Source organism: Desulfotignum balticum DSM 7044, from assembly GCF_000421285.1.
In the GTDB taxonomy this organism is placed as follows: domain Bacteria; phylum Desulfobacterota; class Desulfobacteria; order Desulfobacterales; family Desulfobacteraceae; genus Desulfotignum; species Desulfotignum balticum.
This window is the reverse complement of the sequence record NZ_ATWO01000001.1, coordinates 2,834,797-2,858,043: the sequence shown is the minus strand read 5'-3', so window position 1 is coordinate 2,858,043 and position 23,247 is coordinate 2,834,797. Positions and strand designations below refer to the sequence as shown.

Here is a 23,247-nt window from a genome sequence, read left to right as displayed (position 1 = left end):
CATGCATATCGTTCATATGGCTGCAGAAAATGACAGCCTGCCCAATGCCAAAGTGGGCGGTGTGGCGGATGTGGTGCGGGATATTGCACCGGCTCTGGCGGACCTTGGTCACCAGGTAAGCGTTGTAACGCCAGGGTACGGGTTTCTGCACGAGACCAACGGGGCGGAACATGTGGCCAACATCTGTTTTCCATTCCGCGGGACCCTTCATGACGCACAGCTGTACCGGGTGCCGGCAAAGCAAGTGCACCCGGGGGTCACCCAGTATGTGATACATCACCCGTTTCTGGCGGCAGTAAATGCCCGCACCGGTCACCACCAGATCTATGTGCATGATCCGGATGACCAGCCCTTTTTCAGCGATGGTTCCCGGTTTGCCTGCTTTTGCAGTGCCGCTGCCGCTGCGCTGGTCCAGCAAGTCATACCCCGGGCGGATGTAATGCATCTGCATGACTGGCACATGGCCCTTGTGGCCCTGCTGCGCCGGTACCACCCTGCCTGCGCCCTATTGCAGCGCGTCCGGACGGTGTTTACCATCCATAATCTGGCCCTGCAGGGGGTGCGGCCTCTGGCCGGCAGCAGCTCCTCCTTGTCGGCCTGGTTTCCCGATATCACCTGGCACTGGCTGGATGTGGCGGATCCGCGGTGGCCGGATGCCTGCAACCTGATGGCCTGCGGCATCCGCCTGGCAGACAGGGTGCATACGGTGTCCCCAACCTATGCCCGGGAGATCTGCCGGCCGGATGACCTGCCCCGGTTCCACGGCGCCCAGGGGCTTCAAGCCGTACTTGCCCATGAAAATGACACAGGGAATCTGACGGGCATCCTCAACGGCTGCGACTATCCGGAAAACAGGCATCCCCCTGTCATGGAGATGCCGGAAATGCTCCGAGGTTTTCAGCGCCAGATCATGCAGTGGTCTGCCGGCCGGCAGACAGTGTCCAGTGCGGACTTTATCGCCGGCCACAACCTGTCGGGCCTGTTACAGCGGCGCAACCGCCCCCGGCCTGACCGCTCACGACCTGATCACTCACGAATGGTGCTGTGCAGTGTTACGCGTCTGACAGAGCAGAAGGTGTTGCTCATGCGCCAGGGCCAGGACGGCATGTCAGCCATGGCCCGAATTCTGACGGCACTGGGAGATGACGGGGTGTATGTGCTTCTGGGAACCGGCCATGACCAATTTGTGCGGTTTTTCACCCAGCTGGAAGCCTGGTTTCCCAATTTTATTTTCCTTCACGGATTTTCAGATCAGGCAGCCCGGACCCTGTATGCCAATGGGGATCTTTTTTTGATGCCCAGTTCTTTTGAACCCTGCGGCATCGGCCAGATGCTGGCCATGCGGGATGGACAGCCCTGTGTGGTGCATGCTGTCGGCGGGTTGTGCGATACTGTCATTCATGGGGTGAATGGGTTTTGTTTCGGGGGCAGCGATCTGGATGACCAGGCACAAAATTTTGTTGAAACCGCCAGCCAGGCCATTGAACTGTTCAAAAACGATCCGGACAAATGGCAGCAGATAAAAACCAATGCGGCGGCCGCACGGTTTTTGTGGCAGCATGCCGCACAGCAGTATGTGGAAAAATTGTATGGTTAGCTAACCGCTAACCGCTAAAAAAAAGAGAAGAATCCCATGACAGATTTCATCAAACGCGTTGTGATCGAAAATGTAACCCCTTCTGTTGACAACGGCCGGTTTCCCGCCAGGCGGGCCGTAAATGAAACAGTCACCATTTCAGCAGATATCTTTGTGGACGGCCATGACCGGCTGGCGGTCCGGCTGCTGTACCGCAGGGCCGGCGTTTCCCGGTGGCGGCAGATTCCCATGCAGCTGCTGGTGAACGACCTGTGGCAGGCCGCTTTTATTCCCCGTGAAATGGGAATCTATGAATACACGGTCACCGCCTGGATAGACCGGTTTGACACCTGGCGCAGTCAGGTGTCAAAAAAGCAGGCAGACGGCCAGAACGTGTCTGTGGAACTGATGGAGGGTGCACGCATGGCCGAAGAAGCGGCAGCGCGGGCAAAAAAGGAAGACGCCGATCAGCTGAACCGTCTGGCAGAGCAGCTCATGTCTTCGGCGGCGGCAGAACACCCGGATGTTTTTCTCAACGATACCGTCTTTGCCGGGCTTATGGCACGGTATCCGGATCTCAGCAGCCAGGTGGATTATCCAAAGGTGCTGCCCTTAAGAATCGAGCCGCGCAAGGCCCTGTACAGCACCTGGTATGAAATGTTTCCCCGTTCCTGTGCTGATGATGATCCAGCCCGTCACGGTACGTTCAAAGACTGTATCAACCGGCTGCCCTATATTGCAAAGATGGGATTTGATGTGCTGTATCTGCCGCCGATCCATCCCATCGGGCGCAGCCACCGCAAAGGAAGGAACAACACGGTCACGACCGGGCCGGGGGATCCCGGCAGTCCCTGGGCCATTGGGGCTGCTGAGGGCGGGCATACATCAATTCATCCGGAACTGGGGACCATGGAAGACTTCTTGCAGTTGAAGGTCAAGGCCAAAGAATACGGCATCGATATCGCACTGGATATCGCGTTTCAGTGCAGCCCGGACCACCCGTATGTCACTGAACATCCTGAATGGTTTCACTGGCGGGAAGACGGTACGGTGCAGTATGCAGAAAATCCCCCTAAAAAATATCAGGATATTTATCCCTTTGAATTTGAATCACCCCATTGTGAAAGCCTGCGGCAGGAATTATCAGGTGTCATCCATTTTTGGATAGACAAGGGAATACGCATATTCAGAATTGATAATCCCCATACCAAACCATTGCGGTTCTGGGAATGGCTCATTGAAGACTGCAAAAACCGGTACCCGGAAACGATCTTTCTGGCGGAGGCATTCACCAGGCCAAAGACCATGTACCGGCTGGCCAAGGGCGGATTTACCCAGTCCTATACCTATTTTACCTGGCGCAATCTGAAATGGGAAATTGAGCAGTATTTTGACACCTTGACACAGACCCATGTGAAAGAGTTTTTCTGGCCCAACCTGTGGCCCAATACCCCGGATATCCTGCCGGAATTCTTGCAACTGGGGGGGCGGCCGGCGTTTATCCTCCGCCTGATGCTGGCTGCCACCCTTTCATCCAGTTACGGCATCTACGGCCCGGCCTTTGAGCTGTGTGTGAACCAGCCCCTTGCTCCCGGGGGGGAGGAGTATATGGATTCGGAAAAATACGAAATCCGTCATTGGGACCTGGAAGCGCCCAACACCATCCGGCCGTTTATCACCAGAATCAACCGGATCAGGCGGGAGAATCCCGCCCTGCAGCAGACCCGGAACCTGATGTTCCACCCGGTGGATAAAGAAGAGATCCTGTGCTTCAGCAAATATACGGATGATTTTTCCAACATCATTTTTGTGGCAGCCAATCTGGATCCCCACCACACCCACAGCGCCTGGGTGCGGCTGCCTTTTGAACAAATGGGTGTGCCTGGTGAAAAAAGCTTTCAGATGCATGATCTGGTGAGCGATGCCAGGTACCTGTGGCATGAGGGGTACAATTATCTGGAAATCGATCCCGGGGTGGTGCCGGTGCAGGTTTTCCGGATCCGCCGCAGGATGCGCAGGGAAAATGATTTTGATTATTTTATGTAACAAGACATAAAGGACAGCAATCTTATGGCAAAACGCACACCGCAACCGCAAAATGATCCGCTATGGTACAAAGATGCAGTGATTTATCAGCTCCATATCAAGACGTTTTATGACAGCAATGGGGATGGCATCGGTGATTTCAAGGGCCTTACCGAGAAACTGGGGTATCTGCAGGAACTGGGTGTCACCGCCCTGTGGCTGCTGCCCTTTTACCCTTCTCCCCTGAAAGATGATGGATACGATATATCTGATTTCAAGGCCATCAATCCGGCATACGGCACGCTGGCAGATTTCAAGGCATTTATGCGGGCGGCGCGCAAGCGGAACATGCAGGTGATCACAGAACTTGTGATCAACCACACCTCAGACCAGCATCCCTGGTTTCAGCGGTCCCGCCGGTCAAAACCGGGCAGTGCCTGGCGTAATTTTTACGTGTGGAGCGATACCCCGGAAAAATACACGGATGCCCGCATTATTTTTCAGGATTTTGAGAGCAGCAACTGGACCTGGGATCCGGTGGCCAAAGCCTATTTCTGGCACCGGTTCTACTCCCACCAGCCGGATCTCAACTTTGACAACCCAAAAGTGCATGACGCGATCTTCAAGGCGTTGGATTTCTGGATGGACATGGGGGTGGACGGCCTGCGGCTGGATGCCATTCCCTACCTGTACGAGCGGGAAGGGACCAACTGCGAAAACCTGCCTGAAACCCATGTGTTTCTAAAAAAGCTGCGGCAGCGCATGGATGAAAAATACCAGGGCAGAATGTTTCTGGCCGAAGCCAACCAGTGGCCCGAAGATGCTGTCCAATATTTCGGGGAGGGTGATGAGTGTCATATGAGTTTTCATTTTCCCCTGATGCCCCGGCTTTACATGGCCGTGCACATGGAAAGCCGGTTGCCGGTCACTGAAATTCTTGACACCACGCCGGCGATTCCGGAATCCTGTCAATGGGCTATCTTTTTGCGGAACCACGATGAACTGACCCTGGAAATGGTCACGGATGAAGAACGTGATTACATGTACCGGGCCTATGCCAGGGATGTGCGCATGCGCGTGAACTTAGGCATCCGGCGGCGCCTGGCACCGCTCATGGGCAACCACCGCCGCAGGATCGAACTGATGTATGCGTTGCTGCTCTGCCTGCCGGGCACCCCCATCCTGTATTACGGGGATGAGATCGGTATGGGGGACAATATCTACCTGGGTGACAGAAACGGGGTCCGCACCCCCATGCAGTGGAGCCCGGACCGGAATGCCGGGTTTTCCCGGTGCAATCCCCACCAGCTCTATCTGCCGGTGATCACCGATCCTGAATACCATTTCGGGGTGCTCAACGTCGAAGCTCAGAAGCAGAACCGCCATTCCCTTTTCTGGTGGATACGGCGGCTGCTCACCCTGCGCAGCCGCATACCCGCTTTCAGCAAGGGGGATCTGGTGTTTCTGGAACCGGAAAATCCCAAAATTCTGGCCTTTACCCGCCGGCATGAAGACCAGTCCGTGCTGGTGGTGGTCAATCTTTCGCGGTTTGTGCAGTATGCTGAACTGGATATGCAGGGGCATGAAGGAAAGATTCCTGTGGAAATATTCGGCAACACCCCTTTTCCGGGCATTACCGATGCCCCGTATTTTCTCACCCTGGGGCCCCATGGTTTTTTCTGGTTTCTGCTAACTTCCCCCACAGAGGCGGATACAGCGGCTGACAGAGATACCGAACTGCCGGTATTCGAGGTGCGCACACAATGGGAGGAGGCGATGCAGGGGAACCTGCGCAGACGTTTTGAGAAACATCTGCGGTCCTATATTGTGAAATGCCGGTGGTTTGGCGCCAAGGACAGCCGCATCAAGTCCCTTGCCCTGGGTGACCAGGTGTCTGTGGGCAACCATGTCCGGGCAGGGTATATGCTCCTGGTAACCCTGGGGTACACAGACGGTAACGATGAAACCTATATCCTGCCGGTTACCTGTCTGAGCGCAGCAGACGGTGCAGCTGTCATGGAGAACCATCCTCAGGCGGTCATGGCACAGATAAAAATGACATCCAAAGGGCAGGAAGGGTTTCTTGTGGACGGTCTTTTTCATCCGGGGTTCTGCCAGGTGCTTTTGGAAATGATCCACCGCAGGCAATCTGCAAAAGGCAGCCAGGGCAGGTTGACGGCAACACCTGCCACCGGGTTTAAACGCATGTACAGCACACTGAGCCTGCCCATGGAAACCCGGGTGATAAGCACGGAACAGAGCAATACCTCCATCATTTTCGGGCACCGGTTCATTCTCAAGCTGTTCCGCCGCCTGCAGGAAGGGATCAACCCCGACCTGGAAATATCGCGGTTTCTGGCCGGCAGGGGGTTTGCCGGTCTGCCCGGTCTTGCCGGGTTTCTGGAATATACCCGTCAGGATGAGGAACCCGGTACAGTGGGTATTCTCCAGGAGTATGTGGCCAACCAGGGTGATGCCTGGGCCTATACCGTAAGCAGCCTGTCCGGATTTTTTGAACGGGTGATGGAGAGCCGGGAAAATATCCCGGTTTCTCTGCCCCGCAAAAGCTTGCTGGCATTGAGCCGGATGCCTGTTCCCCCTGAGATGGAAACGCAGATCGGATTTTATTTTGAATCCGCTGTCCTGCTGGCCCGGCGCACAGCCCAGATGCATGCGGCACTGGCATCGGCATCTCAGGATCCGTTGTTCACACCGGAACCGTTTTCCAAACTCTACCAGCGCGCTCTTTTCCAGTCCATGAATTCCATGGCAGGCAGGGTACTGGGACAGCTTGAAAAACGCATCAGGGCCCGGAAAAATCCATTGCCGGAACACATTCATGCCGCCGCAAAACAGATACTGGACCGCAGGCAGGAGATCATTGACCGTTTCAGGGCGCTCACAAGCCGAAAAATCAGCGCCATGCGCCTGCGGTGCCACGGTGATTTTCACCTGGGACAGATTTTACACACAGGTCATGATTTTGTGATTATCGATTTTGAAGGAGAACCGGTCCGGCCCGTAAGTGAGCGGCGCATCAAACGGTCTCCCCTCCGGGATGTGGCAGGGCTTTTGCGGTCATTTCACTATGCCTGTCATGTGGCCCTCCAGGCCGAGGAAACAAGGGGTATGTTTCATCCTGAACTGCGCGGGACCATGGCGGCCAAGGCAGAGGAATGGCGGATGTGGGTGAGTGCCCAGTACCTGGGTGAATATCTGGCCAGAAGTGCTGATGCCAATTTTCTTCCGCATTCCCATGAAGATATGGAAGTGCTGCTGCATGCCTATCTCATGGAAAAGGCTGTGTATGAGCTCGGCTATGAAATGAACAACCGCCCCGACTGGATCAATATTCCCCTCACGGGCATTGAACAGTTATTGAATGAAACCTGATACATATGGAGGCGATATGCCTGATCAAGATCACACCACCTTCAACCAGAAAAAAAACAAATCCCCCGATATCAGCCTGTTGAGCGAAGATGATCTGTTTTTATTCAATGAAGGCAGCCATTTCTGCCTGTATGACAAACTGGGTGCCCACCCCATGAAAGTCGACGGGCAGAATGGATTCTATTTTGCCGTGTGGGCCCCCAATGCACAGGCGGTTTTTGTCACGGGATCATTCAACGACTGGTACACTACCCAGCACCCGCTGACACCCCGGTCAGATTCAGGTATATGGGAGGGATTCATCCCCGGTATCAAATCCGGGACTTTGTACAAATACCATATCCGTTCCACCCAGAAAGAATACCAGGTGGACAAAACAGACCCGTTCGCATTTTTCACCGAACTGTCCCCCCAGACCGCATCTGTGACCTGGGATCTGGCCCATGAATGGTCAGATGACACCTGGATGGAAAACCGCAGCAATGTCAATGTGAGATCTGCGCCCATGGCGGCGTATGAAATGCACCTGGGGTCCTGGATCCGGATACCGGAAGAAAATAACCGGTTTGCAACCTATCGGGAACTGGCTGAAAAATTGCCGGATTATCTTTTGAAGATGGGATTTACCCATGTGGAATTTCTGCCGGTCATGGAACATCCCTTTTACGGCAGCTGGGGATATCAGTGTCTGGGCTATTTTGCCCCCAGCAGCCGTTTCGGCACTCCCCAGGATTTTATGGTGCTGGTGGACCGGCTGCACCAGAAAGGTATCGGTGTGATCCTGGACTGGGTGCCGTCCCATTTTCCCAGTGATGAGCACGGCCTGGGGTATTTTGACGGCACCCATCTGTTTGAACACGAAGACCCGCGCAAAGGGTTTCACCCTGACTGGAAAAGTCTTATTTTCAACTATGGGCGCAACGAAGTCCTCAGCTATCTCATCAGCAGTGCCATGTTCTGGCTGGAAAAATACCATATTGACGGTTTCCGGGTGGATGCGGTGGCCTCAATGCTGTATCTGGATTATTCCCGGAAAGCGGGTGAGTGGGAGCCCAACATATACGGGGGGCGGGAAAATCTGGAAGCGGTTGCCTTTTTGAAGCGGTTCAACGGGGAGATTCATGAAAATTTTCCCGGGGCAGTCACCATTGCCGAGGAATCCACTGACTGGCCCATGGTTTCCAGACCGGTTCACCTGGGGGGACTGGGTTTTGACATGAAATGGGACATGGGATGGATGCACGACACCCTGGCGTATATGTCCATGGATCCCGTCCACCGCAGCTTTCATCACGACAAACTGACCTTCCGGATGATATATGCCTTTAATGAAAACTATGTGCTGCCTTTGTCCCACGATGAGGTTGTCCACGGCAAGGGATCTTTGCTGGGTAAAATGCCCGGAGATGAATGGCAGAAGTTTGCCGGACTGCGCCTGCTTTTTGGATACATGTATGCCCAGCCGGCCAAAAAACTGATTTTTATGGGGGGCGAGATCGGCCAGAGCCGGGAATGGAACCATGACAGCAGCCTGGACTGGCATTTGCTGGAAAATTCGTTCAACAAGGGGCTTCAGCGCTGGATCGAAGATCTGAACCAGTTCTACCGGCGCACCCCGGCCATGCACGCAAATGATTTTTCCCGGCAGGGATTCCAATGGATCGACTGCAATGATGTGCAGCAGTCCACCCTCACTTTCTTGCGCAAGGACAGGGATGAAAAGGAAACTATTATTGCTGTGTGTAATTTTACGCCCATTCCCCGTCCCAATTACCGGGTGGGGGTTTTAGCGGATGGGTTCTGGAAAGAATGCCTCAACAGTGATGCAAAAGAATACGGGGGCAGCAACCAGGGCAGCCTGGGACAAATTGAAGCCTCCCCGGTGCCGGCCCACGGGTTTCCCTTTTCTCTGAACCTGGTCCTGCCGCCCCTGGCTGTTGTTTTCCTGCAGAAAACAGCCCCTGAAATAGTTTACACAAAACAAAATGCAACCCTGTAATCAAAGGCGATAACCAATGAAAACATTGATTCTGACCAATGAGTATCCCCCCAATATCTACGGCGGAGCCGGGGTGCATGTGGCGCATCTTGTCCGGGAAATGGCAGCCCTGTCATCTGAGACAGATGCGTTCGATGTCCTGTGTTTCGGTGACCAGAACCAGTCCGCCCCCCATCTGCGGGTATCAGGGGTACCGGAGATATCTTCAGAAACACCTGAACTGCAGCGGCTAAAACTGACGGATACCCTGCTGCGCAATGCCATCATGACCGGTACTGCAAATACGGCGGATGTGATTCACTGCCACACCTGGTACACCTATATGGCCGGGTGTCTGCTCAGAGAAATTCTTGCAGCCCCTCTGGTTGTCACCACCCATTCCCTTGAGCCCCACCGTCCCTGGAAAAAAGACCAGCTCGGTGACAGCTACCATGCCACCTGCTGGCTGGAAAAAGCAGCCATGGAAAATGCAGACGGTATTATTGCCGTGTCTGAAACAATGAAACAGAACGTGATGGATCTTTACCCGATTCCTCCTGAAAAGATCCGGGTCATTTATAACGGGGTGGATACCCAATTTTTTTGTAAAACATCCCGGCCGGAAACACTCAGAGCCTACGGCATTGATCCGGACAAACCCTATATTCTTTTTGTGGGCAGGATTACCAGACAAAAGGGGATCATGCATCTGATCCGGGCCATTGCCATGGTGGATCCGGGCGTACAGACCGTTCTGTGTGCCAGTGCACCTGATACCGGAGAGATTGCACAGGAAATGGAAACCCGGGTAAAAAGCGCCAGGCAGGAAACAGGCAGAGAGATTCTCTGGATTCCAGAAGCAATCCCTTTGCAGGATCTGCCGGTCCTTTACAGCCATGCCGCTGTTTTTGTATGCCCTTCTGTGTATGAACCTTTCGGTATCATCAACCTTGAGGCAGGTGCGTGCAGTACACCGGTGGTGGCTGCAGCGGTCGGGGGGATTCCGGAAGTGGTGGTCCATGGGGAAACCGGGCTTCTGGTTCCCTTTGCAGCCAAAGAGGATGCAGAACCCAAAAGGCCGGAAGAATTTGCTGCAGATCTGGCAGCTGCCATCAACACCCTGGTGCGGGCGCCGGAAAAAAGGACCCGAATGGGTGCGGCAGCCCGCAAAAGAATCGAAAAACAGTTTTCCTGGACCAGCATTGCCCGGCAGACCGTGGATTTTTATCAGCACCTGATCAAAAATCACGGTCAGTATAGGGATACCTAAATTGCTGAAGAATTTCATCCCCTAAGCTTTTGAGCCTTTTTGATTGACAATACCTGGATTTTTTTTCTACCGTAACGTGGAACAAATAATCGAGATGATAAACCCTAAAACAACGGAATATAAGGAGAAAGAATATGGATCTGATTCGGATTTTGGTTGCGATACTTTTACCGCCGCTGGGTGTTTTTCTTCAGGTGGGAATCGGGGGAGCGTTCTGGTTGAACATCCTTTTGACTCTCTTGGGATATATCCCCGGCATCGTGCATGCCGTCTGGATTATTGCCAAGCGCTGACCTAGGAACAGGGGAAATAATATCAAAAGCGTCCTGAACAGATACTGGCAATTCGGATATGGTATTTTCCGGATTTCAGGCAGGGAATTTGTCCGGGACCTGTGCAGCTTGCAGGCATCGGCCTTAACCCTGTATACTTTGTTGGCCATTGTGCCGGTCATGGCCATGGCATTCGGCATTGCCAAAGGATTCGGTTTCCAGCAATATCTTGAAACCCGGATACTGTCTTTGTTTGCCGGCCAGGAACAGATCATCCAGAATGTTCTGACCTTTTCCGTCAATCTGCTGGAAAGAACCAAAGGCGGGCTCATGGCGGTGCTGGGCATCATTTTTTTGATGTATGCGCTGATAAAACTCATGGGCCACATGGAAGATACATTCAACAGAATCTGGCGGGTCAGGGGGAACCGACGTATTATCCGCAAAATTACCGATTATATCGCCATTGCCCTGGCTGCGGGGCTGCTGGTAATCTTTTCAGGCAGCGCCACCATTTTTATCACCGGTTATCTGGAAAAATTCATGGCAATCCTGGACCTTCCCGCCGGTCTGGGCCGTGTGATTTCTTTTGGTTTGAATGTTTTTCCCTTTGTGACGGTCTGGATGGTATTCACCTTTTTTTATATGTTTATCCCCAATAAAAATGTGAATGTCCGGGCTGCTCTGGGCGGAGGAATCATTGCCGGCACCATTTTTCAGCTGGCCCAGATAGCCTATGTCCAATTCCAGGTGGGTGTCTCCACCTATAATGCCATTTACGGCAGTTTTGCCGCCATACCCTTGTTTTTATTGTGGTTGAAGACGTCCTGGACCATTGTGCTGTTCGGCGCTGAGATCTCCTTTGTCTGGGAAAATTTTGATGTGCTTCAGACAGATGACCCGGAATATGAACACATCAGTATCCGGGTGAAAAAACTGATCATCCTCAAGATAGCGGTCTTTTGTGTGAACCGGTTCGCCCAGGGCCGGGCACCGGTGACATCTTTATCAGTTGCCGACCATCTTAACCTGTCTGTGAACATTACATCGGTTTTTATGGAAAAACTGGTCCACAGCCGCATTCTATTCAAAGTCAGCGCCCCTGACCCCGGCTTTGCCCCGGCCTGGGACATAGAACGCCTGACTGTCATGGATGTTGTGACAGCGTTTGAAAAAATGGGAGAAGATGATCTGTATCTGGGCGACACCCTGGAGCTGTCAGCGCTGGAACAGAGCCTGGAATCATTTGCAGCAGCTGCCAGGCAGTCATCCGGGGAGCGGTTCCTCAAAGATGTCTGATTGTTGACACCCGGCTTCGGCCGTAGGTAGCCGTGGCCGTTGTAAGCCATTTCGCATGCTGTTTTGTCAACCTGCCTTTCGGCAGCCGCCACTGCCAGTTGTCCTGTGCCCCGGCCGGCTGGTTCAGACGGGCATCAGGACCTAAGCCCAGAATGTCCTGGAGCGGGATGATCACTGTATCAGCCACAGACATCATGGCCAGGCGTATCATTTGCCGGTGAATGTTTTCCCTGGAGATATGGCTGCCCAGGTAGCGCTGCAATCGGGCCTTTGCCTGGTCGGTAAGTTCCTGTTCAAACCAGCCGCGGATGGTGTTGTTGTCATGGGTGCCGGTGTAAACGATACAGTCCCGGATATGGTGATGGGGCAAAAAGGAACTGTGGGGGAAATCGTCGCCAAAGGCGAACTGCAGCACCCGCATGCCGGGCAATTGAAATCTGCGCATGCATTCATGGACATCCGGTGTGATCGTGCCCAGATCCTCGGCGATCACCGGCAGCCGACCGAACCGCATGGTCAAGCGGGTAAAAAAATCTTCACCCGGGACCTCCACCCATTCCCCGTCAACAGCGGTCTTTGCCGAGGCTGCAACCTCCCAATATGCCACCAGACCCCTGAAATGATCGATGCGCACCACGTCAAACATGTCAAAGTTGTGTGCAAACCGTTTGAGCCACCACGCGTAATCGTTTTTCTGCAGGTATTGCCAGTCGTACACGGGATGGCCCCAGAGCTGACCGGTGTCACTGAAGTAATCCGGTGGGACCCCGGATACTTTTGTCGGTGATTTGTTTTCATCCAGTTTGTATTGCTGCGGACAGCTCCAGACATCTGCACTGTCAAAAGGCAGATAGATGGGAAGATCTCCATATAGACGGATATTTCGGGCATTGCAGTATTTTTTGAGTGCCTGCCACTGACGGAAAAACAAAAACTGTACAAATTGATGAAATCTGATCTGTCTGGCCAGTTTGTCCTGCATCTCGGCCAAGGCATCCGGGTGGCGGTCCCTTAAGGGTTGGGGCCATTGCTGCCAGAAGGCCTGGTTAAAATGTTCTTTGAGGGCCATGTATGTTGCATAATCTTCCAGCCAGGCTGTTTGCCGGGCGCAGAACCGGTCAAAGCCTGCAAGTGTTTTTCTCTGTTGTTCCAGGCGTTCAAAAGCCAGTTGAAAAAGGGTGTGCTTATGTTCTGCCACCGCTGGATAGTCAACGCGGGTATCGGAAAATGGCTGTTGGGGCAGGGTTTCATCCAGCAGACCGGCACGGACCAGAAAATCCGGGCTTATCAGCAACGGGTTGCCTGCAAATGCTGACGGGCTGCTGTAGGGTGAGCCGCTTTGGGGGTCAACAGGGTTCAGGGGCAGCACCTGCCATATCTGCTGGCCGGTTGCAGATAAAAAATCGGCAAATCCATAGGCTGCGGGTCCCAGATCACCGATTCCGTATCTGCCGGGGAGACAGGTTATGTGCATGAGGATACCGTTTGTGCGGATGGTCATGAACAATCCTTTTCTGTCGGGCTGAAGCGGATGTTTGTGTTCATGGTTCAGTCACATCTTTTCGAAGGCGGTTTTTGTTGATCATAAGGTTCATCAGGCAGAGTGCGTTGGCCATTTCATCATCTTCAGATTCATCATCTTCCGGATTTATATTGATGTCGGAATATCGGCCCTTCTTGTCAATCATCGCCGACATGTTCTGCATATCTGTCACTCCTGCCCTGCCAGTCTCTTTTTCCATAACATCCCCTTTGATTATAATCAATCTGTCTTGACGATGATCTGATTATGGATCTTTCAATATTTCCAGTATGTCCCGGTTCAGATACAGGCGCAATGGAGAGAATCCTGTATTTTCGATCTGCCGGCCCTGTATTTTTTTTAAAAAATCGTGCCGGTTGTTTCCATATACAGGCCCGGTCCTGAAAAAATACAAGATTTCCCGTATTGTTGAAAGAAAATATTCTTTTACAATTACAAAGATAACCAGATTGCCGGCATAAAAATGCCGGGAAAGGACAAAAAAATGAGCAAGATAGCTGTTATTATCGATGATTGGTTTGAAGATTCAGAATACACCGAACCTGTCAGCGAGTTCAGGGGAAAAGGGCATGACATTATCCATGTCGGCCTTGAAAAGGGAAAAACGGTAAAAGGCAAAAAACAACAAACGCCTGTAACGATTGATCAAAGTGTAAACCAGACGGGTGCAGACCATTTTGATGCGCTTCTCATCCCGGGCGGTTATTCACCGGACCAGCTGCGCGCCCACCCGGGTGCCGTGGCGTTTGTCCGGGATTTTATGGAAAAAAACAAACCGGTTTTTTCCATCTGCCACGGCCCGCAGCTGTTGATCTCTGCAGATGTGATCCGGGGCAGGACATTGACCGGCTTTACCTCCATTATTCAGGACATTAAAAATGCGGGCGCAACATTTGTAGATGAGGCAGTTGTTACGGACGGCAATCTTGTGACCAGCAGAAATCCCAATGATCTGCCGGGCTTTATTCATGCGGCATTGGAAAAACTGGCCTGAACAAAAAATGTCCCATGATTGGGGAAAAAAATTATACCACCTGATTTTATCCATAAAAAGAGAGGCACCCTATGAGTATCGATGTTACCGTCACTATCGGTGGGGAGGCAGGTCAGGGAATACAGACTGTGGGCGATATTATCGCCCGGGTCTGTCACAAGGTCGGTCTGTATCTTCTGGCCATCAATGATTTTGAATCCCGGATAAGGGGCGGACACAGTTTCATGCAGATCCGTATCAGTGACCAGCCGGTTCTGGCCCCTTACCACAAAATTGATCTGTTAATCGCCCTGAACGCTGAAACCTGTGCGCTGCATAAAAAAGAAATGGCTGAGACCGGACTTGTTTTATTGGATGCTGAAAATGATACTGAAAAAGAGGATGCCAAAGAAAACCTGCCTGAACAGGCCCGTGAAAAAAATGTATTGCCGGTCGCTTTTTCGCAAATGGCAAAAGATGCAGGTGGAAAGATCATGACCAATACGGTGGCTGCGGGAGCGTGTCTGGCGCTTCTGGGGGCCCCTTTTTCAGCATTTGAACAGATCCTGAAAACAACATTCGCAGAAAAAGAAAAGATACTGGAAAATAATATTACCGCCGGCCGCAGCGGATTTGATGCGGTCAAAAATACGGATTTCAACAAAGCCTTTGACTGGCCGTCAGATGGTTCTCCCAAAGGCAGACTCCTTTCCGGGGCCCATGCACTTGCTTTAGGTGCCCTGGCAGCGGACTGCCGGCTGGCCGCGTTTTATCCCATGTCACCGGCAACCGGTATCATGGTGCATCTGGCCGAATTCATGGATCAGCTCCCCGTGCTGGTGGAGCAGGCAGAAGATGAAATCAGTGCGGTCAATATGATAATCGGCGCCTCCTATGCGGGTGTCCGGGCGTTGACCGCCACATCCGGAGGCGGTTTTTCTCTCATGGCCGAAGGTCTCGGGCTTGCGGGAATTACCGAGACCCCTGCCGTGATTATCAATTCCCAGCGGCCCGGACCGGCTACCGGTCTGCCCACCAGAACCGGTCAGGGAGATCTGCTCTTTGTGATCCATGCCTCCCAGGATGAATTTCCCAGATTTGTTTTTGCCCCTGGCTCTCCCAACCAGGCATATGACACCATGATCCGGGCATTTCATCTTAGTGAAAAATACCAGGTGCCGGCAATTATCCTCACGGATCAGTATTTTAATGATTCCTTATGGATGACGACCCGAAAAATGGCAGTCCCGGAAGAAATTGAACGGTTTGTCGCCTTTGATGAAGATATGACATCCCCTTCTGACTATAAACGGTTTGCAATCACAGCCTCCGGGATATCCCCCAGAGCACTGCCCTGCAAAGGCCGGGCACTGGTCTGTGCTACAGCCAACGAACATGATGAAGCAGGCCATATGAGTGAAACAATAGCCGACCGAAACACCATGGTGGAAAAGCGGCAGGCCAAAATAAAAGGTATGACCGGCGAAATGAAAGGGCCCAAAGGGTATCATGGTGAAAGTGAATCACTTCTGGTGGGATGGGGTTCTTCTGACGGCGCCATAAGAGAAGCAGTCGATCTGCTTCGATCTGATAATTTTGATGTCGGTGGCCTGGTGTTTTCTGATATATGGCCTTTTCCCCCAAAAAAAACAAAAGAGGCTTTGTCTTCGTGCAAACGCTTTATTACCGTGGAACAGAATGCATCCTCCCAGCTGGGCCAGCTGATCCGCCAGCAGACCGGGCTTTCATTTCATACATCCTTGCTGCAATATGACGGCCGGCCGTTTACACCCAACTGGATAGCAGAATATACCAAATCCGTACTGGAGGAAATACGATGAAAGACACAACACAATACAACAATGATTATGAAAACAAGTGGTGTCCGGGATGCGGTAATTTCGGCATCTTAAATGCCGTAAAAAAATCACTGGCTGATATGAAAATTGCACCGGAAAAAATATTGATGGTTTCGGGCATCGGCCAGGCTGCCAAAACACCGCATTTTTTACACTGCAATTTTTTCCACGGACTGCACGGGCGGGCACTGCCGGTTGCCACCGGGGCCAAGCTGGCTGATCATGATCTGACTATCCTGGTCAATATGGGAGACGGGGACTGTTATGGTGAAGGCGGGAATCATTTGCTGGCAGCCCTGAGACGTAATATCAACCTCACCTTGCTGGTGCACAACAATATGGTGTACGGACTGACCAAAGGACAGGCCTCTCCCACCTCCCGGCATGGCTTTGTCACCAAAGCCCAGCCCCAGGGGGTTGCCTGCCAGGCATCCAATCCTCTGGCACTGGCATTGTCACAGGGAGCGGGATTCGTGGCCCGGGGGTATTGCGGAGAGATAGAGCATTTGAGCCAATTGATCAGTGCAGGTATTTCCTATCCGGGATTCAGCCTGATAGATATTCTGCAGGTATGTGTTTCCTTTAACAAAGAGAACACCTATACATTTTATAAAGATCGCGTGTATACATTGGACAAAGAAGAATATAAAGCGGATGACCTGCACCAGGCCCTTGACTTGACCATGGAATGGGAAGAGAAAATTCCCATCGGCATTATATATCAAAAAGAAACCAGGTCCTATACGGATGAACTGGCACCATTGCAGTCAGGACCGCTTTTTAAACAGACATACGATCCAAAAAAGATCCGGAAAGCCATTTCAGCTGCGTAATGGCAAAAACAGATGACCCGGGACATTACAATAAAAAAACAGGAGATTTTTACGGGCTGTATCTTTTTTTCAGCAGGGCAGTAATTCCCCGGGCGACAATGATATGCGCCCGGGGAATATGCTCACATCACCAGGGTTTTAATATTTTTCAAATTCTTTTTTTTGGGCATTGCAGACCGGACAAGTGTCGGGTGCTTCGCCTTCCAGTGTATACCCGCACACCTTGCATACCTGGACGTCATCCAGCTGCACATCTGTGGCATTGCCCACGGCCTTTTTGGCTTTTTCAAACAATTCTTTGTGCTTTTTTTCCGTTTTATATGACCATTCAAAACTGCGGTACGCGCTTTTTTCCTCCTGCAGTTTGGCGATTTCCATATAAGCGGGATACATCTCTTCGATTTCAAAGGTTTCACCGTCAACGGCCAGGCCCAGGTTTTTAGCTGTATCCCCCGGGCCGAAAGCGCCCATGCTGTTTGCAACAACCCCTTCATTCAGGTGTTTTATCTCCCGGTAATGATCCCCTGCATGGATGAATTCCGCATGGGAGACTGCTTCAAACAACCGGGCGACATTTGGATAATTTTCCTTCTGGGCCTGGATTGCAAAATGCCGGTAACGCATGTTTGCCATGCTTTCACCACCAAAGGCATTGATCATGTTCTGCTGGGTCATTTGTTTCATGGTTTCCTTCCTTTCATAAATTTGAATTTTCTCCGGACCGGGGATCAGGCTTTATCCGTGTCGGTATTCGGGAGGTCGTTTGGGGTTCGAAAGAACATTATGGGTGTATCTTACCGGATAAAAAATAGTTGAGAAATACATGGATTTATGCATTTAGTCCATTTTTATCCTGTATGCATAACCAAACCGATCATACAATTTTTTGTTCAGAATCTATTTGCTTGCCGGCTTTTTGGTTCCATGGTATTTTTTTGCTATTACCTGAGAGGTGATTCCTGTTTAACAGGTGCGTACCGGGACACAGGAAACGTTTTATAGCCAAGGAGACCCACATATGCGCAAAAAACCCCATATGATTTTAATACGGGATGGATGGGGATTTTCTCCCGATGAACAATACAATGCCATTGCCGCATGCAATCCCCATAACCACAATACCTATATTGAGAAATATCCGACAGCACTGATCCATACTTCCGGAGAACAAGTGGGACTCCCCGAGGGCAATCAGGGTTCCAGTGAGGTGGGGCATCTGAATATAGGGGCCGGCCGGATTGTTTTCCAGAATCTGGTGAGAATCTCCAGGGCAATAAAGGAAAACAAGTTAAAAGACAATGCAGCGGTGAAGGCCTGCATAGAACATGTAAAAAAGTTTGACAGTGCTGTGCATCTATATGGCCTGGTCCAGGATCAGGGCGTACATGCCCATACGGATCATTTGATCGGGTATCTGCAGGTTTTAAAAGATGCCGGCGTTGAGGCGGTATATATCCATGTGATTTCCGATGGCCGGGACACACCGCCTAAATCGGCGGCTGCATATATCAAACCCCTTGAAGAATGGATGGATAAACACCAGTTCGGGTGCATCGCATCTGTGACAGGAAGATATTTTGCCATGGACCGAGACAACCGATGGGACCGGGTGCGGTTGTTTTATGATTTACTGGTCAAAGGTGTCTCCGACACACCGCCCTTTGGCGATGTGTCTGCCGCCATTGAGGATGCTTATGACAGTGACCAGGCCGATGAATTCATAAAACCCAGGAAAACACAAAAATTTAAAACAGTCAGTGACAACGATGCCGTTATATTTTTCAATTACCGGTTTGACAGGGCCGCAGAAATATCAAAAGCATTTGTCAAAGATGATTTCAATGCCTTTGAGACCCAAAAGATCCCTCATTTGTTTTATCTGTGTACCACAGAATATTATAAGGACATTTCCCATTCCCGAAGAGCGGAAGTCGCCGTGGCCTTTCCATTGGAAAAGCTGTTCAATCTCATGGGAAAAGTGATTGCGGATAACCATTTGCACCAGCTGCGGATTGCCGAGACGGAAAAGTTTGCCCATGTGACCTATTTTTTCAATGGCCAGCAGGCGGATCTTTTCCCCAATGAAGACAGAATACTGGTCCCTTCACCCAAAGTGGCCACCTATGATATGCAGCCTGAAATGTCGGCATATGAGGTCACAGACAAGCTGCTTAAAGCACTGGATGCACAAAAATATGATTTTATTGTGTTAAATTATGCCAATCCGGACATGGTCGGCCATACCGGCGATTTTAATGCAACGGTCCGGGCCTGCAAAGTGGTGGATGAGTGTGTCGGAAAAGTGGTTGACCGGGTTTTGGAAAATGACGGGGTTGTGCTGCTGACGTCAGATCATGGGAATGCTGAAACAATGGTTGACCCAAAAACCGGCGGGATCCAGACCGCCCATACGAACAACCCGGTCTGGCTGTCCATTATTTCCAACAGACCCGGGCTGCAAAAAGCACATATCCGTGTTCGTGAAGACGGGAAACTCGCAGATCTTTCTCCCACAATGCTGGATATCATGGGGATTGACATTCCCGGAGAAATGACAGGAAATGTCATATACAATAAAATCTGATTTTTGTCAGAAAAGAGATTGATGACGCAGCAATGATAAAAATTGACACTCATATTTATCAGCGAGGCACATGAAACAATCAAAATTCGACGTCCAACGGCCTGATGCGGAAGCAGAGGACCGCCTGCCGTGCAGACCGGACAGAAAACATGCCCTTTCGGTCAGTGAGACCCGGTACAAAATCATGGTGGAGACCATGGGGGACGGGCTGAGCGAGATTGATGAAAACCAGAACACCACCTATGCCAATGACACCCTGTGCCGCATGTGGGGCAGGACCAGAGATGAAATCATCGGTGTGCCGGTGACCCGGTTCGTGGATGAGGAGAACCGTGCCGTTCTCATGGCCCAGCTGGAAAAGCGCCGTCAAGGGGAACGCTATGCTTATGAAATTGTCTGGACAAGAAAAGACGGCACCAAACTGCATACGCTGATGACCCCCACGCCTTATTTTGATGAAACCGGCCGGTTCAAAGGCAGCTTTGCCGTGGTCACAGACATTTCCCGCCAGAAAAAAGAAAAAGACCTCCTGGAAATGCGGGTGCAGCAGCGAACTCGAGAGCTTGAGCAGAAAACCCGGCACCTGGAGGAGGTGAACACCGCCCTGCGGGTTCTGCTGAAAAAGCGGGAACAAGACCGGCAGCGCATGGAAGAGCAAATGATGGTGAATATCCGGGAACTGATCTTTCCTTATATCGACCGGATTCGCAACACTCGGATGAATGAACGTCAGTCCGCCTGCCTGGATGTCATGGCTGCCACCTTAGAGGATATCGTGTCCCCGTTTCTTCACAACCTGCCTCTGGCATTTCTCCATCTGACTCCGTCGGAGATTCAGGTGGCCAATCTGATCAAGCACGGCAAAACCACCAAAGAGATCGCCCAGATGCTGACGTTGTCTGATAAGACCATTGAGTTTTACCGGAAACGGATACGGAATAAACTGGGCATTACCAACAAAAAAGTAAATCTTCGGACTTTTCTGGGCGCTGGAAACCGGTCGGAAAAAGAATCATAATCCGCCCGCCTGTGTGAAAGATGATCCTGCGGCACATGGTTTTTATGGAGACGATTCGCCGAACTCTGATCCCATAAAGATTAAAAACAAGTAAATTTTATACCTGGTATTACCCTGTTTTATCCCCCTTGTTTCTTAGAAATTTTCACGGTACTAATCATCTATCTCGTATCGTCAATATAATGGAAAGGGGGTGGTAGCGACGTATCTGGCGATGATTTGACGGCATGTTCACAATTATTTTCAGCAGGAGATGAAAACAATGCGAAAATCTTTCAGTATTTTCCGGATCATTTTTACGACAGCCACCCTGGTGCTCTGGGGTGCGACTCTTTTTGCCAAACCTGTCACCCTGACCTATTCCAATTTTTTCCCGCCCACCCATGTGCAGAGCCAACTGGCCCAGGCCTGGTGCGATGAGGTTGAAAAACAAACCGACGGCCGGGTGACGGTGCAGTATTTTCCAGGACAGACCCTGACCAAGGGGACCCAGAATTATGACGGAGTGGTATCCGGGCTGTCTGATATCGGTATGTGCCTGTTTGCTTATACCCGGGGCCGGTTTCCGGTGATGGAGGCAGTGGACCTGCCATTGGGGTATGACAGCGGAATTACCGCCACCCGTGTGGTGAACACGGTGTATGAAAAATTGCAGCCCAAAGAGCTTGAAAATACTCAGGTGATGTATCTGCATGCCCACGGAGCCGGGCTGCTTCATACGTCAGGCAAGGCGATACGAACGCTGGAGGATTTCAAAGGCATGAAACTGCGGGGCCACGGCACTTCGGCCCAGATGATTACTGCTTTGGGCGGTATTCCGGTGTCCCTGCCCATGCCTGAACTGTATCAGAGCCTTCAGAAAAACATTGTCCAGGGGGCATTGTACCCCATTGAAACCAACAAGGGCTGGCGTATGGGGGAAGTGGTGGATTATTTGACTTTGAGCACTTCCATCGCCTATACGTCTTCTTTTTACGTGGTAATGAACAAGAAAAAATGGGCACAGATTCCGGATGACCTCAAACCGGTGATCATGGAAATCAATCAGGAATGGGCGAAGAAACATGGTCAGGCCTGGGATGACTCGGACCGGGAAGGCATGGAATTTCTGAAAAGCCTGGATCGGGAAGTGATTTCTTTGAGTGATGCCGAAGCGGCCCGGTGGCAAAAAGCCGTTGCCCCGGTGGTGGAAACCTATATCAAAAAAATGAATAACAATGGGTTTGACGGCGAAAAAATCGTGGACCTGGTCAAGACCACCCTGGCTGAACTGAAACAATAAGGATACACCCATGTCACACAGCGAATTCTGGAATCCGTTTCTGGAAACCCTGCCCAGGCAGAAACTGGAACAACTGCAATTATACAAATTCAAGCGGATCTTCTCCTGGGCGTACCAGCAGTCGAAATTTCACCGAAGTCTGTACGATGCCGCCGGCATCACGCCGGATGACATCCGCACCCTGGATGATGTGCGGAAAGTCCCCAAGGTGGAAAAATCCATGATGCAGGCCATTCAGAACAAGGACCCGTTTCCTTATGGGGATGCCCTGTGTGTCCCCCTGGAGGAGGTTTCCACCTTCCGTCAGACTTCGGGCACCACGGGACAGCCGGTGTACCAGCCCGATACCTGGCAGGATTGGGAATGGTGGGCCGAATGCTGGGCTTACATTCTATGGTCCCAGGGATACCGAACATCTGACCGGGTGTTTCTGCCCTTTGGCTACAATATTTTTGTGGCGTTCTGGGCCGGTCATTACGGTGCGGAAAAACTGGGGTGCGAGGTGGTGCCCGGCGGGGTTCTGGACACCCAGGCACGCATTCTCAAGATCCAGGAGCTGCAAGCCACGGCCATGATGGCCACCCCCACCTATGTGCTGCGCATGGCGGATGTGGCGAAAAACAAGCTGGGTATTGATCCGGCATCTCTTTCCATTGACAAAATCACCTGCGCCGGGGAACCAGGGGCCGGGATCCCGGCCACCAAAAAGCGCATGGAAGCGGCTTTCGGCGCCAAAGTGTTTGATCATTCCGGTGCCACGGAGATCGGGGCCTGGTCCTATGAATGCCGGCACCAGCCCTTTGGCATGCATGTGAACGAGGCCATGTTCCTGGTGGAGATCGAGGACATGGAAACCGGGGAACCCATCACGGAGCCCGGCATCAAGGGCAAGATGGTGATCACGGCCTTAGACCGCATGGCCCAGCCCTGCATCCGGTTTGATGCCAAGGACGTGATCCAGTGGGATCCTGATCCCTGTACCTGTGGCCGGACGTTCCGGCTCATCAAAGGCGGGGTCATCGGACGGGCCGATGATATCACAAAGGTGAAAGGTGTTCTGTTGAGCCCGGCTGCGGTGGAAGCCGTGGTCCGGTCCTTTGAGGCACTCGGGGATGAGTATGAACTGATCGTGGAACGACCCGGGGATGTGGATCATATCACCCTGAAGGTGGAACTCAAGCCCGGTGCGGACCGGGTACAGGTTGAATCCGGATTGAAAGATCAGCTGCGACTGAAAACCAATCTGGGATATGATTTACAGTTTTTTGAGTATGGCAGCCTTCCCCGGTACAAGCTCAAAGCCCGGCGGTTCAAGGATTTGAGAAAAAAAGATAACCTTTAA

The 23,247-nt window shown here is 51.7% G+C and carries 17 protein-coding genes; 14 read left to right on the top strand and 3 right to left on the bottom strand.

Annotated features, from left to right (window positions below):
- Position 1 precedes the first annotated feature (1 nt).
- The 7 genes from K365_RS0114260 to K365_RS0114230 all read left to right on the top strand — a co-directional run bounded on the left by K365_RS0114260 (position 2) and on the right by K365_RS0114230 (position 11,813).
- Complete coding sequence (locus K365_RS0114260) at positions 2–1,597, top strand: glycogen synthase (protein WP_024335114.1); 1,596 nt, start codon at positions 2–4, stop codon at positions 1,595–1,597.
- Positions 1,598–1,633: 36 nt separating this feature from the next.
- Positions 1,634–3,622 (top strand): alpha-1,4-glucan--maltose-1-phosphate maltosyltransferase, encoded by a 1,989-nt coding sequence (locus tag K365_RS0114255; RefSeq protein ID WP_024335113.1) that lies wholly within the window; start codon positions 1,634–1,636, stop codon positions 3,620–3,622.
- A gap of 24 nt (positions 3,623–3,646) precedes the next feature.
- Positions 3,647–6,994, top strand: a complete 3,348-nt coding sequence (gene treS, locus K365_RS0114250; RefSeq protein WP_024335112.1) for a maltose alpha-D-glucosyltransferase — start codon at positions 3,647–3,649, stop codon at positions 6,992–6,994.
- A gap of 16 nt (positions 6,995–7,010) precedes the next feature.
- Positions 7,011–8,993 (top strand): 1,4-alpha-glucan branching protein GlgB, encoded by a 1,983-nt coding sequence (glgB, locus tag K365_RS0114245; RefSeq protein ID WP_024335111.1) that lies wholly within the window; start codon positions 7,011–7,013, stop codon positions 8,991–8,993.
- A gap of 16 nt (positions 8,994–9,009) precedes the next feature.
- A complete protein-coding gene (gene glgA, locus K365_RS0114240; protein WP_024335110.1) occupies positions 9,010–10,242 on the top strand; it encodes a glycogen synthase in 1,233 nt (410 codons plus the stop codon).
- 134 nt (positions 10,243–10,376) lie between these two features.
- On the top strand, positions 10,377–10,535 hold the full coding sequence (locus K365_RS27400) for a YqaE/Pmp3 family membrane protein (RefSeq protein ID WP_006964620.1): 159 nt from the start codon (positions 10,377–10,379) through the stop codon (positions 10,533–10,535).
- Positions 10,536–10,556: 21 nt separating this feature from the next.
- Positions 10,557–11,813 (top strand): YhjD/YihY/BrkB family envelope integrity protein, encoded by a 1,257-nt coding sequence (locus K365_RS0114230; protein WP_029725347.1) that lies wholly within the window; start codon positions 10,557–10,559, stop codon positions 11,811–11,813.
- Here K365_RS0114230 and malQ read toward each other — a convergent pair.
- Together malQ and K365_RS0114220 are read right to left on the bottom strand one after the other, a co-directional pair.
- Positions 11,800–13,314, bottom strand: coding sequence for a 4-alpha-glucanotransferase (gene malQ, locus K365_RS0114225; protein ID WP_024335108.1), 1,515 nt, complete (start codon positions 13,312–13,314; stop codon positions 11,800–11,802). The two genes, K365_RS0114230 and malQ, sit on opposite strands and share 14 nt — an antisense overlap.
- A gap of 40 nt (positions 13,315–13,354) precedes the next feature.
- Entirely contained in the window at positions 13,355–13,555 is a 201-nt protein-coding gene (locus K365_RS0114220; protein WP_024335107.1) for a hypothetical protein, read from the bottom strand.
- A 285-nt stretch (positions 13,556–13,840) separates the two neighbouring features.
- On the opposite strand from K365_RS0114220, the gene K365_RS0114210 reads away from it, so the two are divergent.
- The 3 genes from K365_RS0114210 to K365_RS0114200 all read left to right on the top strand — a co-directional run bounded on the left by K365_RS0114210 (position 13,841) and on the right by K365_RS0114200 (position 17,021).
- Positions 13,841–14,350, top strand: a complete 510-nt coding sequence (locus K365_RS0114210; protein ID WP_006964624.1) for a type 1 glutamine amidotransferase domain-containing protein — start codon at positions 13,841–13,843, stop codon at positions 14,348–14,350.
- Between the two features lie 71 nt (positions 14,351–14,421).
- Entirely contained in the window at positions 14,422–16,170 is a 1,749-nt protein-coding gene (locus K365_RS0114205; RefSeq protein WP_024335105.1) for a 2-oxoacid:acceptor oxidoreductase subunit alpha, read from the top strand.
- Positions 16,167–17,021, top strand: coding sequence for a 2-oxoacid:ferredoxin oxidoreductase subunit beta (locus K365_RS0114200; RefSeq protein WP_024335104.1), 855 nt, complete (start codon positions 16,167–16,169; stop codon positions 17,019–17,021). The genes K365_RS0114205 and K365_RS0114200 overlap by 4 nt, the downstream gene beginning before the upstream one ends.
- 138 nt (positions 17,022–17,159) lie before the next feature.
- Here K365_RS0114200 and K365_RS0114195 read toward each other — a convergent pair whose 3' ends face one another.
- Complete coding sequence (locus K365_RS0114195; protein ID WP_024335103.1) at positions 17,160–17,705, bottom strand: rubrerythrin family protein; 546 nt, start codon at positions 17,703–17,705, stop codon at positions 17,160–17,162.
- A 334-nt stretch (positions 17,706–18,039) separates the two neighbouring features.
- Between K365_RS0114195 and gpmI the strand changes: the two genes are divergently transcribed.
- The 4 genes from gpmI (at position 18,040) to K365_RS0114175 (ending at position 23,247) form a co-directional block, all read left to right on the top strand.
- The gene (gene gpmI / locus K365_RS0114190; RefSeq protein WP_024335102.1) at positions 18,040–19,605 is read left to right on the top strand and encodes a 2,3-bisphosphoglycerate-independent phosphoglycerate mutase; all 1,566 of its coding nucleotides are present in this window, start codon (positions 18,040–18,042) and stop codon (positions 19,603–19,605) included.
- A 70-nt stretch (positions 19,606–19,675) separates the two neighbouring features.
- Positions 19,676–20,623 (top strand): PAS domain S-box protein, encoded by a 948-nt coding sequence (locus K365_RS0114185; RefSeq protein WP_006964631.1) that lies wholly within the window; start codon positions 19,676–19,678, stop codon positions 20,621–20,623.
- A gap of 262 nt (positions 20,624–20,885) precedes the next feature.
- Positions 20,886–21,905, top strand: coding sequence for a TRAP transporter substrate-binding protein (locus K365_RS0114180; protein WP_024335101.1), 1,020 nt, complete (start codon positions 20,886–20,888; stop codon positions 21,903–21,905).
- A gap of 10 nt (positions 21,906–21,915) precedes the next feature.
- The gene (locus K365_RS0114175) at positions 21,916–23,247 is read left to right on the top strand and encodes a phenylacetate--CoA ligase family protein (RefSeq protein WP_024335100.1); all 1,332 of its coding nucleotides are present in this window, start codon (positions 21,916–21,918) and stop codon (positions 23,245–23,247) included.